Origin of the sequence: Streptomyces sp. NPDC002886 (assembly GCF_042888445.1) — a bacterium.
Classification (GTDB): domain Bacteria; phylum Actinomycetota; class Actinomycetes; order Streptomycetales; family Streptomycetaceae; genus Streptomyces.
Window position 1 is genome coordinate 700,890 of the sequence record NZ_JBIAPV010000003.1, and the last position, 12,901, is coordinate 713,790.

The 12,901-nt window shown below is 72.3% G+C and carries 9 protein-coding genes; 6 read left to right on the forward strand and 3 right to left on the reverse strand.

The genetic code is table 11. From position 1 onward, the window contains the following. Nucleotides 1-16 precede the first annotated feature (16 nt). Nucleotides 17-1,564 (reverse strand): ricin-type beta-trefoil lectin domain protein, encoded by a 1,548-nt coding sequence (locus tag ACFYYB_RS15415; protein ID WP_389435723.1) that lies wholly within the window; start codon nucleotides 1,562-1,564, stop codon nucleotides 17-19. Between the two features lie 107 nt (nucleotides 1,565-1,671). Here ACFYYB_RS15415 and ACFYYB_RS15420 point away from each other — a divergent pair, with 107 nt between their 5' ends. The 3 genes from ACFYYB_RS15420 to ACFYYB_RS15430 all read left to right on the forward strand — a co-directional run bounded on the left by ACFYYB_RS15420 (nucleotide 1,672) and on the right by ACFYYB_RS15430 (nucleotide 6,464). After that, entirely contained in the window at nucleotides 1,672-3,087 is a 1,416-nt protein-coding gene (locus tag ACFYYB_RS15420; protein WP_389435724.1) for a class II fumarate hydratase, read from the forward strand. A 153-nt stretch (nucleotides 3,088-3,240) separates the two neighbouring features. After that, the gene (locus tag ACFYYB_RS15425) at nucleotides 3,241-3,984 is read left to right on the forward strand and encodes a DUF402 domain-containing protein (RefSeq protein ID WP_389435725.1); all 744 of its coding nucleotides are present in this window, start codon (nucleotides 3,241-3,243) and stop codon (nucleotides 3,982-3,984) included. A gap of 230 nt (nucleotides 3,985-4,214) precedes the next feature. Beyond that, nucleotides 4,215-6,464, forward strand: a complete 2,250-nt coding sequence (locus ACFYYB_RS15430) for a SpoIIE family protein phosphatase (RefSeq protein WP_389435726.1) — start codon at nucleotides 4,215-4,217, stop codon at nucleotides 6,462-6,464. Between the two features lie 90 nt (nucleotides 6,465-6,554). Here ACFYYB_RS15430 and ACFYYB_RS15435 read toward each other — a convergent pair whose 3' ends face one another. Continuing rightward, entirely contained in the window at nucleotides 6,555-8,834 is a 2,280-nt protein-coding gene (locus ACFYYB_RS15435; protein WP_389435727.1) for a transglycosylase domain-containing protein, read from the reverse strand. Between the two features lie 253 nt (nucleotides 8,835-9,087). Here ACFYYB_RS15435 and ACFYYB_RS15440 point away from each other — a divergent pair, with 253 nt between their 5' ends. The 3 genes from ACFYYB_RS15440 (at nucleotide 9,088) to ACFYYB_RS15450 (ending at nucleotide 11,252) form a co-directional block, all read left to right on the forward strand. Beyond that, nucleotides 9,088-9,999, forward strand: coding sequence for an SPFH domain-containing protein (locus ACFYYB_RS15440; RefSeq protein WP_389435728.1), 912 nt, complete (start codon nucleotides 9,088-9,090; stop codon nucleotides 9,997-9,999). Next, nucleotides 9,996-10,274, forward strand: a complete 279-nt coding sequence (locus ACFYYB_RS15445; protein ID WP_389435729.1) for a hypothetical protein — start codon at nucleotides 9,996-9,998, stop codon at nucleotides 10,272-10,274. Before ACFYYB_RS15440 ends, ACFYYB_RS15445 begins: the two co-directional genes overlap by 4 nt. Nucleotides 10,275-10,535: 261 nt before the next feature. Continuing rightward, nucleotides 10,536-11,252: a peptidylprolyl isomerase gene (locus ACFYYB_RS15450; protein WP_389435730.1), complete on the forward strand. Its 717-nt coding sequence runs from the start codon at nucleotides 10,536-10,538 to the stop codon at nucleotides 11,250-11,252. 96 nt (nucleotides 11,253-11,348) lie between these two features. Here ACFYYB_RS15450 and ACFYYB_RS15455 read toward each other — a convergent pair whose 3' ends face one another. Next, a complete protein-coding gene (locus ACFYYB_RS15455; protein ID WP_389435731.1) occupies nucleotides 11,349-12,860 on the reverse strand; it encodes a DUF2079 domain-containing protein in 1,512 nt (503 codons plus the stop codon). Nucleotides 12,861-12,901 lie beyond the last annotated feature (41 nt).

Genomic DNA, 12,901 nt, shown 5'->3' on the forward strand with positions numbered 1-12,901 from the left:
ACGGATCCGCGGGCGGTTACGCGAAGCGCTGGTTGGCCGAGCCGTTGCAGGTCTGGAGGCGCAGCGGCTCGTGGGCCGCGGCCACCGTCAGGCACATGCCCGGGGCGGCGGCGGGCCGGAGGGTGGCTCCGTCGCGCACGAACTGCTGGTTGGCGCCGCCGTGGCAGTTCCAGATGATCATCGCGGTGCCGTTGCCGTAGTTGGCGCCGGGCGCGTCCAGGCAGCGGTCGTGGGTGAGTTCGACGTGGAGGGACTTCTTCGCGGAGTCGTACCACCAGCCCTGGTTGCGGCCGCCGTGGCAGTCCCAGCCGAGGACCTTGGTGTTGTTGGCGCTGGAGCTTCCGCTGGAGTCGACGCAGTTGCCCGTCGCCTCGTTCTTCAGCGGCTTGTACAGGTCGTCCCAGGCGCCGGCCTGCAGGACGGGGGTGCCGGTGCTCGCCGGGTCGGCGCAGGAGGCCTCGCGCAGGCCGGAGGCGTAGAGCTGGGTCAGACAGGACGCGAAGGCGCCGTGGCCGCGGTAGTTGGGGTGGAAGGACTGGCGGGCGGTGTTCTCGTCCCACGGGAAGTGGTCCCCGAGGTCGAGGTAGAGGCCGCGGGCCCAGGTGTCCTCCATGCAGACCTCGTGGCCGTTGAAGAGCCGCGAGTTGTCGAGGTAGGTCGCGCCCGCGGCGAGGGCGGCCGCGCGCATGCCCTTCTCGAAGGTGGGCACCGCGTAGTTGCGGCCCCAGGTGGCGTCGGAGTCGTAGCCGGCGCAGCCGCCGGGGAGCTTGCCGGGGAAGTCGGGGTTGTCGTTGAAGTCGGGGCCGATGGGGCTGGGGTAGCCCATCACGACCAGCTTGTAGTCGGAGTCGGCGTACCCGGCGTCGCGCATGACAGACTTCAGGTCGCCGATCGTCGACTGCACCTTGGGCTTCAGCCCGTCGACGCGCGCCTGCCAGCCCGGACCGTACTTCGGCTCGCAGGTGCCCTGGCTGAGCACCCAGCGGGTGACGCAGTCGGTCATGACCGGGCCGAACTGCAGGTCGTCGTTGGCCCCCGCCACCAGCAGCACCATCTTGATCCTGGTGTTGCGGGCCTTGATGGCCAGGCTGTCGCTCTGCACCAGCTCGTCGGCGTACTGCTTGCTCCCGCCGATCTTGATGTTGCCGGTGTAGCCGCCGGAGCAGGCCGCGTTGAAGGTGTAGTCCGCCGCGATGCCGGTGCGGTGGATCGCCGAGTCCGGCGAACGGTGGCACTGGTTGGACGGGGTGTTGGTCGCGGGGTCGTAGGTGCCGACTCCCTCGCCCGAGATCTCGCTGTCGCCGAGCGAGATCAGACCGGTCTTGCGGTCGGCGAGGGGGCGGATCGCGGAGTCGCCGTAGATCTTGACGGCCTCGGCGGCCCGGATGGCCTCCAGTTCGGGCGTGAGGGCCGTGCCCGCGGACCCCGCGGACGACTCCGCGGTGGTCGCCGCGTGGGCCATGGGGGTGATGGCGGTGACGCCCCCGAGGGCGGCCGCCGCCGCCGCGACGGCGGCGAAGGTAGATCTGAGCCTGATCCTTGATTGTGTACGGGCACGTGCCATGAACGCCTCCCCGATCTCGGTGTTACCCCCGGTATTTACTGGCCGGTAGGCGAGTTGGGAACAGTCCGAACAAGACAATTGCTCAACTTTTTGAGGAGGCACCACAGATGACCAGTGATCAGCAGCACGGCGGGGCTCCCGAGGAGTACCGCACCGAGCACGACTCCATGGGGGACGTACGCGTCCCCGCGCACGCCAAATGGCGAGCTCAGACCCAGCGCGCCGTGGAGAACTTCCCCATCTCCGGACAGCGTCTGGAGCGCGCCCACATCGACGCCCTGGCACGGATCAAGGCCGCGGCCGCCACCGTCAACGGCCGGCTCGGCGTGATCGACGCGGACATCGCCGCCGCCATCGTCTCGGCGGCCGACGAGGTCGCCGGGGGCCGCTGGGACGAGCACTTCCCCGTCGACGTGTTTCAGACGGGTTCCGGCACCTCGTCCAACATGAACGCCAACGAGGTGATCGCCACCCTGGCGACCGAGCGCCTGGGCCGCCCGGTCCACCCCAACGACCACGTCAATGCCTCGCAGAGCTCCAACGACGTCTTCCCCTCCTCCATCCACATCGCCGCCACCGCCGCCGTCACCGGCGAGCTCGTCCCCGCCCTGGAGCACCTGGCCGGCGCGATGGAGCGCAAGTCCGCCGAGTTCGCCGCGGTGGTCAAGGCCGGCCGGACGCACCTGATGGACGCCACCCCGGTGACCCTGGGCCAGGAGTTCGGCGGATACGCGGTCCAGCTCCGCTACGGCGTCGAGCGGCTGCGCGCGGCGCTGCCCCGGCTGGCGGAGCTGCCGCTCGGCGGGACCGCCGTCGGCACCGGGATCAACACCCCGCCCGGGTTCTCGGCGGCCGTGATCGCCGAGGTGGCGGCGGCGACGGGACTGCCGCTGACCGAGGCGCGGGACCACTTCGAGGCCCAGGGTGCCCGGGACGCCCTCGTCGAGACGTCCGGAATGCTCCGTACGGTCGCCGTTTCGCTCACCAAGATCTGCAACGACCTGCGCTGGATGGCCTCGGGCCCGCGCACCGGATTGGCCGAAATCAATCTCCCGGATCTCCAGCCGGGGTCCTCGATCATGCCCGGGAAGGTCAATCCGGTCGTCCCCGAGGCCGCCCTGATGGTCGCCGCCCAGGTGATGGGGAACGACGCCGCCGTCGCGGTGGCGGGCGCCGCGGGCAACTTCGAGCTCAACGTGATGCTCCCCGTGATGGCCCGCAACATCCTGGAATCCATCCGGCTGCTCGGCTCCGTGAGCCGCCTGCTGGCCGACCGCACCATCGACGGAATCACCGCCAACACGGCTCGGGCCAGGGAGTACGCCGAGTCCTCGCCCTCCGTGGTGACCCCGCTGAACCGGTACATCGGCTACGAGGAGGCCGCCAAGGTCGTCAAGAAGTCCCTCGCCGAGCGCAAGACGATCCGGGAGGTCGTGCTGGAGTCGGGCTACGTGGACCGCGGCGACCTCACCCTGGAGCAGCTCGACGAAGCCCTGGACGTGCTGCGGATGACCCGCCCCTGACCCCGGCGCGCCCGGCGCGCCCCGCCCCGCCCTGACCCGGCCTGCCCCGTCCCGCCCCCTCAGGGGGGTCTGGATCCGGTCGTTTCCCGCCCTCGGACACCTCGTTGACCTGCAGCGCGGCGATCCCCGGGACCCCAGCCCTAAGATCTGCCCATGACAGGTACCGGAGGCCGCGGGGGCGGCAGTGCGCGCGGCTCGGCACGGGGTTCGGCGCGGCGTGCGGAGCGGGACGGTGCTCAGGGCGTCCGCTGGGCGCCCGGGGAGCAGATCCTCTGGCGCTACCGCGATCAGGCGCCCGACGCGAAGGGCGCCGTCCACATCTGCCGGCCCGTGACCGTGGTGACCGACACCGACGAGCTGCTCGCGGTGTGGATGGCCCCCGGGACCGAGTGCGTCAAGCCGGTGCTCGCCGACGGGACCCCGGTCCACGAGGAGCCGCTCGCCACCCGGTACACCGCGCCGCGGACCACCGTACGGTCGCGCTGGTTCGGGGCGGGCGTGCTGAAGCTGGCCCGGCCCGGGGACCCCTGGTCGGTGTGGCTGTTCTGGGACCACGGCTGGGAATTCAAGAGCTGGTACGTGAATCTGGAGGAGCCGCGGACCCGGTGGTCCGGCGGCATCGACTCCGAGGACCACTTCCTGGACATCTCCGTCTACCCTGACCGCACGTGGAAGTGGCGGGACGAGGACGAGTTCGCGCAGGCTCAGCGGTCGGGTCTGATGGACCCGGAACAGGCCCGGCGCGTCCGCGAGGCCGGACGCGCGGCGGTGGCCGTGATCAGGGCCTGGGGTCCGCCGTTCTCGGACGGCTGGCAGGATTGGCGGCCGGACCCGGCCTGGGGCGTACCGGCCCTGCCGGAGGACTGGGACCGCACTCCGGCGCATATGACCTCATGAGACCCTTGATGCGCCCCCGGGGGGCAATCGTAGGATCGTCCTCCGCCGGGGCGTCGGCGGTCAATTGTCGCCAGCAGAAACGCATTTGACCTAGGCCGACGCGATGACGAGAGGTAACGAGCGGGACGCGGAAACGCGGGGTGATGGTGTCCCCGCCGCTGAGCGGGTATACCGCGACTGACCGAGTTGAGTGCAGCGCACATCGAGCGCAAACGGACGGAATGCCACGCGTGACGGAGTACCCCACCTCTCAGGAGGGCCCCCAGCCGGTTGCCTCCGGCGGTCGGACCGACGAGCCCGGCCACGGCACGGAGGAACTGGGCCACGGCAAGGCCCCGCTTCCGGCGGCCGAGGCCGTGCGCACGCATGCTCAGCCCCAGGCGGCCGACCTGCCCCGCCCCCGCGCCACCGAGGGGGCACCGTCCGCCTCCGAGGGGGCCGGAGAGCCCGGCGAACCCGCCTCCGCGCCCGGCCAGGGCCCCCTGCCCGGCCAGAGCTCCGCGCCCGGCCAGGGCGCCGCCCGGGTCCGGGCCGGCCGTGACGAGGCCGCCGCCGCGGAGGCCGGCAGCGCGCGCACCCGCGACGGCGAAGCCGCCCGCGAGGCGGCGGGGCTGCCCGGCGCGACCGGGCAGGCCCCCGCCTTCGGGCAGGCCGCCGCTTCCGGACTGCCCAGCGGCATCGGGTCCGAAGCGACCATCGCGCGGCGGGAGGGCGACCGGCTGCGGTTCGTCGGAGCCGCCACCCGGCGGATCGCGCGCGGCATCGACCTCGACGAGATCGTGCTCGGCCTGTGCCGGGCCACCGTGCCCACCTTCTCCGACGCCATCCTCGTCTACCTGCGCGATCCCCTGCCGGTCGGCGACGAGCGGCCCGTCGGACCGGTCGTTTTAAGGCTCCGCCGAACCGACCGGCTCCGGCCGATCGACGAGTTCACGGGAGCGGGAGCCGCGGCGGCGGCCGGTGTCGCCGGCGCGATGACCCCCGACGGCGAGCTCGACTTCAGCCAGCTGGCCCTGGTCGGCCCGCAGGGTGACCTGCCCGCGGCCGAGCTCTGCGAGATCCGCCCCGGCGGGGCGCTCGCCGAGGTGCTGCGCGGCGTACGGCCCGTCTTCGGGTCCTCCGCCGCCGCCCGCGCCGCGCTGCCGGAGCTGCTGGGCGCCGACCACCCGGTCCCGCGCGGCCAGCGGGCCATCCTCGCGCCGCTGCGGGGCCGCCGCCGCGTCATCGGCGCGGCGGTGTTCCTGCGCACCCCCGAGCGGCCGGCCTTCGAGACGAACGACCTGCTCGTCGCGGCGCAGCTGGCCACCCACACGGCGCTGGGCATCGACAAGGCCGTGCTCTACGGCCGCGAGGCCTACATCGCCGACGAGCTCCAGCGCACGATGCTGCCCGACAGCCTCCCCCAGCCCACCGGGGTCCGGCTCGCCAGCCGCTACCTGCCCGCCGCCGAGACGGCCCGGGTGGGCGGTGACTGGTACGACGCCATACCCCTGCCCGGCAGCCGGGTCGCACTCGTCGTGGGCGACGTCATGGGCCACTCCATGACCTCGGCCGCCATCATGGGACAGCTCCGTACGACGGCCCAGACGCTGGCGCAGCTCGACCTGCCGCCCGCCGAGGTCCTGCACCACCTGGACGAACAGGCACAGCGCCTGGGCTCCGACCGGATGGCCACCTGCCTCTACGCCGTCTACGACCCGGTGTCGCACCGGATCACCATCGCCAACGCCGGCCACCCGCCGCCGGTCCTGCTGCACCTGGGCGGCCGCGCCGAGGTGCTGCGCGTGCCCCCCGGCGCCCCGATCGGCGTCGGCGGCGTGGACTTCGAGGCGGTGGAGCTGGACGCCCCCGCCGGGGCCACCCTCGTGCTGTACACCGACGGGCTCGTCGAGTCCCGGCTGCGGGACGTCTGGACCGGCATCGAGCAGCTCCGCGAGCGCCTCGCCACCACCGCGCAGCTGACGGGCCTGGACCACCCGCCGCCGCTGGAGGCCCTGTGCGACGACATCCTGGACATGCTCGGCCCCGGTGACCGGGACGACGACATCGCGCTGCTCGCGGCCCGGTTCGACGGGATCGCGCCCAGCGACGTGGCGTACTGGTTCCTGGACCCGGAGGAGACCGCTCCGGGCCGGGCCCGCCGGTTCGCCCGCCGCGCGCTGGCGCGCTGGGGTCTGGAGGAGCTGGAGGACTCCCTGGAGCTCCTGGTCAGCGAGGTCGTGACGAATGCCGTGCGGTACGCCGAGCGGCCCGTGACCCTGCGCCTCCTGCGGACGGACGTACTGCGCTGCGAGGTCGGCGACGACTCCCCGCAGCTGCCCCGCCAGCGCCGGGCCAGGGACGACGACGAGGGCGGCCGCGGCCTGTTCCTGGTCAACCGGATGGCCCGCCGCTGGGGTGCCACCCGGCTGAGCAGTGGCAAGGTCGTCTGGTTCGAGCTCGCGCTGCCGGCCGCGCCGGGGGCGCCGGAGCGCCGCTGACCGGAGCGCGGTCCGCACCCGCGCACACCACTGCCCCGCGGCTTCGCGCCTGCGGGGCAGTGGTGCGTACGGGGACCGGTCCTGCGGTGTCTACCGCTCGGGCTCCTCTTCCGGCGGCGGGGGCTTCGGCGTGTTCGACTTCGAGGAGGACGTGGTCGGCTTCGGCGTCCGGCTCGGCGTCCCGCTGGGGGTCTCGCTCGGCGTTCCGCTGGGCGTACCGCTCGGGGTCCGGCTCGGCGTGCGGCTCGGCGTTCCGCTGGGCGTGCCGCTCGGCGACTGCGAGCTCTCGGAGCCGCTCGGCGTGCCGGACGGGGTGGTGCTGGCGGTCGGCAACTGGACCTTGCCCATGTCGGCCTCGTCCAGGTCGAAGGAGCCCGTCTCCACGCCGCCCAGCGCGGCGAGGGTGTATTCCTTCCAGATCGCCGCGGGGAAGCTGGAGCCGCCCGCACGGCCGCCGCCGGCGGTACCGGTCAGGGTGGTCTGCTTGTGGGTGCCGGGTTCCTCGCCGAACATCGCGACGACGGTGACGAGTTCGGGCGTGAACCCGGTGAACCAGGCGGCGTAGTTGCTCTCCGAGGTGCCGGTCTTGCCCGCGGCCTCGTAGGCCGAGCTCCGCACGGCCTTGCCGGAGCCGTCCTTGACCACGCCGGTGAGCACCTTGGTGACGGTGTCGGCGGTCTTGCGGCTGATGGCCGTGTCGCCGACGGCGCGGACCGGCTTGAACTCGCGGGACGCGTGCTTGGCGGACTTGATGATGCTCGGCGTGATCTTCTTGCCGTGGCTGTCGAAGGTGGCGTAGACGCCGGCCATCTCGACGGTGTCGGCGCTCATGGTGCCGAGCGACATCGCCGGCTTGTCCTCGGGCCAGCCGTCGCGGTCGACCATGCCGAGCTCCAGCGCGGTCTTCTTCACCTTCTTCGGCCCGACGTCCACGATCATCTGCGCGTACACGGAGTTCACCGAGGAGTTGGTGGCGGACTGCACCGTCAGCATCGGGTCGCCGTAGTCCGCGTCGTCCTGGTTCTGCGGGTTGAACGGGACGTTGCTGCCGACCACGGGACGCTTGCTGGTGCCGTCGTAGAGGGTGCTGGGCGTGATCGGCTTCCCGTCCTGCGTGGTCGCCTTGGTCTCCAGGGCGGAGGCGAGCACGACCGGCTTGAAGGTGGAGCCGGGCTGGAAGTCCTTGCGCAGGGCGTTGCTGGCCCACTGCTCGCTCTGCCCGGTGCCGCCGTACATCGCGACGATCGCGCCGGTCTTCGGGTCCACGGAGGTGGCGCCCGCCTGCACGGCGGAGTCGACGGCGCGGCCCTTGCGGTCCAGCTTGGATTCCAGCTCGTCCTGGACGGCCTTCTCCAGCGCCGCCTGCTTCTTCGGGTCGACGGTGAGGGTGATGTCCCAGCCGCCGGCCTTGAGCTGAGCCTCGGTCATGCCGGTCTGCCGCTTGAGCTCCTCGTCGGCGGCCTGGATCAGGTAGCCCTTCTGGCCCTCCATGCCGGGGAGCGCCTTGGGCTTGATCGGCTCCTGGAACTTCATGTCCTTGCGCTTGGCCGCGTCCAGCTTGCCCATCTCGACCATGTTGTCGAGGACGGCGTTGAAGCGGATCATGACGAGGCGCTTGCCGTTCGGGCCGGCGGTGGCCCAGTCGTACTGGCTGGGGGCCTGGAGGACCGCGGCGAGGTACGCGCCCTGTTCCAGGGTCAGCTTGTTGGCGTCGACCCCGTAGTAGGCCTGGGCCGCGGCCTGGATGCCGTAGGCGTTGCGGCCGTAGAAGTTGGTGTTCAGGTAGCCCGCGAGGATCTCGGGCTTCTCCTTCGACTGGTCGACCTTGAGGGAGATGATCAGCTCCTTCAGCTTGCGGGTCGCCGTCTGGTCCTGCGTCAGGTAGAAGTTCTTGACGTACTGCTGGGTGATCGTCGAGCCGCCGGCCTTGCCCTTGCCGGTGACCGTGTTGAACAGGCCGCGGCCGATGCCCTTGAGGTCGATGCCCCGGTCCTCGTAGAAGGACTTGTTCTCGATGGCGATGAAGGCCGTCTGCACGTCCGCCGGGATCTTGTCGATCGGCACGATCTGACGATTCGTCTTGCCGACGCGGGCGATGACGGTGCCGTCGGCCAGCTTGTAGACGTTGTTCTGGGTCAGCGCGTCGGCGTTGGGGTCCGGCTCGTCCACGTAGAAGTAGAGGCCGACCAGGGCGGCCATGCCGAGCAGGATGGCCCCGAAGAAGGTTCCGAGGATCTTCTTCCAGGTGAAGAAGCGGCGTATGCCCGCCGGCTTGCCGCCCTGCTGCCCGCCCCTGCCCTTGGCGCGCCCGCGCGGCGCTCGTCGTGCACCGCGCTGCTGCTGCGCCCTACGCGCTTCTGCTCGGCCCATCGCTCCCGCTCCGCTCGATAACCCCCCGACGTCAGCTCAGAAAGCTAACACCGGAGCCTGTGACAAAAACCGGCCAACGGGTGCGCATAGCGGGCAATTCGGACGTGACAATGAGCACCCACCCCACCGGAACCGACGCGAACGGGGCCCGGAAGGTTGCCGGGCCCCGGGTCGCACTCCCGCCCGAATCAAAAAAGTGATATCACTTTGCTAAGCGGCCCGACCGGCCGCCACTGACGAAACGGGGCAGACGATGACGAACACCACGGGTGGAACCGCGAGCGGCGTACGGGAGTTCCCCGCGCGGAGCGTGGGCGGCGGACTGGCGCTGCTGCTCGGCCTGGCGGGCGTGGTCGCCGGAGCGGGCCTGATCGCGCTCGGCGCGGTGTCCGGAAGCGACGCGGCCAAGGCGAGCCTGATCGCGGCGGGGGTCGTCCTGACCATCGCCGCCGTCATCGCCATGGGCGGGCTGAACACGGTCGCGCCGGGCGAGGCCCGCGTGGTCCAGCTGTTCGGCCGCTACCGCGGCACCGTCCGCACCGACGGACTGCGCTGGGTCAACCCGCTGACCTCCCGCCGGCGGCTGTCCACCCGGGTCCGCAATCACGAGACCCCCGTCATGAAGGTCAACGACGCCTACGGCAACCCGATCGAGCTGGCGGCCGTGGTCGTGTGGCGGGTCGAGGACACCGCGCGCGCCGTGTTCGAGGTCGACGACTTCACCGAGTTCGTCGAGACCCAGACCGAGACGGCCGTCCGGCACATCGCGATCGAGTACCCCTACGACGCCCACGAGGACGGCGGCCTGTCGCTGCGCGGCAACGCCGAGGAGATCACCGAGAAGCTGACCGCCGAACTGGCCGCCCGGGTCGACGCGGCCGGCGTCCAGATCATCGAATCCCGCTTCACCCACCTCGCGTACGCCCCGGAGATCGCCTCCGCGATGCTCCAGCGCCAGCAGGCCGGAGCGATCGTCGCGGCGCGCAAGCAGATCGTCGAGGGCGCGGTCGGTATGGTCGAACTCGCCCTGACCCGCCTCGCGGAGCAGGAGATCGTGGACCTCGACCCGGAACGGAAGGCGGCGATGGTGTCCAACCTGATGGTGGTCCTGTGCGGTGACCGCGCGGCCCAGCCGGTCGTCAACACGGGCACCCTCTACCAGTGAGCCCCGACGGCGGTACGGAGCCCCCCGGCCCCGGCGCGGCCGGGGAGCCGGCCCCGGCCCCCAAGGCCGGGCGCCAGGCCCGCAAGCAGGTGCTGCTGCGGCTCGACCCGCAGGTGCACGACGCGCTCGCGCGGTGGGCGGGGGAAGAACTGCGCAGCGCCAACGCGCAGATCGAGTTCCTGCTCCGCCGCGCCCTGTCCGAAGCCGGCCGGCTCCCCGGCGGGGCGGGCCCCATCCCGCCCCGGGGCCGTCCCCGCGCCTCTCCGGATTCCTGAAGCCGTCTCGGTACGCTCGGCGCGTCACCCCGGGGGGTCTCACCGAATTCGAGGACTCGGATGAACTGGACCGGCGGAGAAGCCGACGCGAAGACCGGTACGGGACCAGGCGATGCACCCGGTGCGGGACCCGGCGAGGGGCCCGGCACGGAAGGCGGCGAGGGGCCCGCCACGGGAAGCGGCGCGGAACCGGACGCGGGAGCCGCGTCGCAAACGGCGGCCGGACCCGCGTCGCAAACGGCGGCGGGAACGCCGGACACGGTGGCGGACACCGCGAAGGGCGCCCGCCACCGCGGCATCGCGAGAAGAGCGGCCGGCGTTGCGGCGGTGGCCGCGGTGTGTGCCGGGCTGACCTGGACGGCGCTCGCCCTGACGGGCACCCCCGCCGACTCCAAGGCGCCCGCGGCGGCCGCCGCCGCCTGTTCCTACACGGCGACCGGCGGCGGCGCCAAGGGTCTCGGCCTGCCCGTGCACGATCCCGCGCGGGCCCGCCCGTACCGGGCCGAGCTGGTCACGGAGCAGGGCAAGGTGGTCATCGAGGCGCTCACCGAGGCCGCGCCCTGCTCCACCACGTCCTTCGCCTTCCTCGCCGGGAAGAAGTACTTCGACGGCAGCACCTGCCACCGGGTCACCACGCGCGGGATCTTCGTACTGGAATGCGGCGACCCGGCCGGGCTGGGCACGGCCGACCCCGGGTACTTCTTCCCGGACGAGAACCTGGACGGCGCCACCTATCCGGCGGGCACCGTCGCGATGTCGAAGGCGGTCCCGGGCCGCAACGGCAGCCAGTTCTTCCTCAGCTACGCCGATCCGGACTTCCGCATGCAGCCCGACTGGACGCCTTTCGCGCGGGTGGTCAGCGGGCTGGACGTGCTGCGGAAGATCGCCGCGAAGGGCACCGAGGACGGAGCCACCGACGGCCGGCCCAAGGAGCCCGTCGTCATCAAGGAGGTCACCGTGCGGCGCCCGGCCGCGTGACCGGGGGCGGCTGACCCCGCGGACAGCCGTACGGACAGCCGTGCGGGGCGCCGGCCGCGGCCCGCGCCCCACTCCGGCACCCGCGGCGCCACGCGGCTATCCGGTGCGGCTCAGCAGGACGAAGCCGTCCCTCAGGTCCACCGTGCGGTACCCGCGGGCCCGGGCCTGGTCCAGGGCGATCTGCTCGTGGACGACCGACATCGGCCACCGCAGCGCCGGCCGCACCTGGGTGTCGACCACGATCCATTCCGGATTGGGGCGGCTGTCCCCCCAGCCGTAGAGGCTGACGCTGGTGCGGTCGGCGAGGTGGGGCACGAGATAGCTGGACGCCTGGACCGTCGCGTCGTCCGGGATCCGGTCCATCACGCTGTGCGCCGTCGCGATGCGGGGATCCTTCACCCAGGTCTCCGGCTGGGTCAGCTGCCAGAGCGGAAAGTGCGGCAGCAGCAGCAAGGCCATCGCCGCGGAGCCCGCCAGGTACCGGTACAGGCTGCGGCCGCTCGCGCCCCGCCGATGCAGGGCGTCCACGAAGGCCACGAAGACGATCGGCATGACCAGGAGCGAGTAGTGGTAGCCGGTGCCCCAGTGGGGCGGGTAGTTCGAGGCGAGGCGCCACAGAATCGACGGCACGGCGACCAGCACGAGCGGCGAGCGCAGGGCCAGGAACAGGGTCGGGGCCAGGATGAGGACGAGGGTCGTGACCTTCTCCTGCGGAGTGATCAGACCGAGCGTCAGCTGGTGGAGGAGTTCCAGCGCGCCGCCCTGCGCCTCGCCCACCAAGGCGCCGCCGGGACCGGCGCCCGCGCCGCCTCCGGGGTTGTGGGAGACGAGATAGCCCTTGAACCCTCCCGGATGGAAGGAGCCCAGCACCAGCAGGGCCAGCCCGGTCCCGACCAGGCCGGCCGCGGCCGTGAGGAGCCCCGGCCCGCGGCCGCCCCGGCCGCCGCGCCAGGCGATGACCAGGCCGATCACGGCCACCGTGAGACCGAGGTCCTCCTTCACCAGCAGGAGCGGCAGCGCCCAGTACGCGGCGGCGCGCAGCCGGCCGCTGCCGAGGGCCGTCAGGGAGAGCGTGAGCAGCGGAAGGGCGAAGGCCCATTCGTGGAAGTCGGAGGAGACCCCGCTCGCGATGCCCCACGAGAGCCCGTAGCAAGCGCCGATGACCGCGGCGGCCGCGGTGCCCAGCGTCCGGCGGGCCCAGAAGGCCAGCGGCAGCACGCTCCCGGCGACCAGCGCGGCCTGCGCCACGAGCAGCACCTTCACCGACGGCCACAGCCAGTACAGGGGCGCCAGCAGGGCCAGGACGGGCGAGAAGTGGTCTCCGAGGACCGGGAAGTCCGGCCCCTTGACCTCGGAGACGGGCAGGTGCCCGGACGCGTAGGAACGCACGACCTGGGCGAAGATCCCCAGATCGAAGCTGCGGGAGAGCAGGCGCTCGTGGATCCGCAGGGACAGCGCCATGTAGGCGAAGAACAGGGCTCCCGCCATGGCCCAGATCCACCAGTCGGATGCGGGGCGGCCGGGCGCGGACGGTTTCGGCGCCGTCCGTGCCTCGATGCCCGTCTGCTGCGGTGGGAGTGCGGTGGCGTTGCCGGTGGGTGCTCGCATGAACCTTCAAGATGCCAGCGCCGTCACGGGCCGGGCCCGGG

Bases quoted from the DNA above. Each gene is read 5' to 3' on its own strand.
- ACFYYB_RS15425 (WP_389435725.1), top strand. From the start codon at position 3,241: ATGACAGGTACCGGAGGCCGCGGGGGCGGCAGTGCGCGCGGCTCGGCA.
- ACFYYB_RS15420 (WP_389435724.1), top strand. From the start codon at position 1,672: ATGACCAGTGATCAGCAGCACGGCGGGGCTCCCGAGGAGTACCGCACC.
- ACFYYB_RS15440 (WP_389435728.1), top strand. From the start codon at position 9,088: ATGACGAACACCACGGGTGGAACCGCGAGCGGCGTACGGGAGTTCCCC.
- ACFYYB_RS15415 (WP_389435723.1), bottom strand. From the start codon at position 1,564: ATGGCACGTGCCCGTACACAATCAAGGATCAGGCTCAGATCTACCTTC.
- ACFYYB_RS15455 (WP_389435731.1), bottom strand. From the start codon at position 12,860: ATGCGAGCACCCACCGGCAACGCCACCGCACTCCCACCGCAGCAGACG.
- ACFYYB_RS15435 (WP_389435727.1), bottom strand. From the start codon at position 8,834: ATGGGCCGAGCAGAAGCGCGTAGGGCGCAGCAGCAGCGCGGTGCACGA.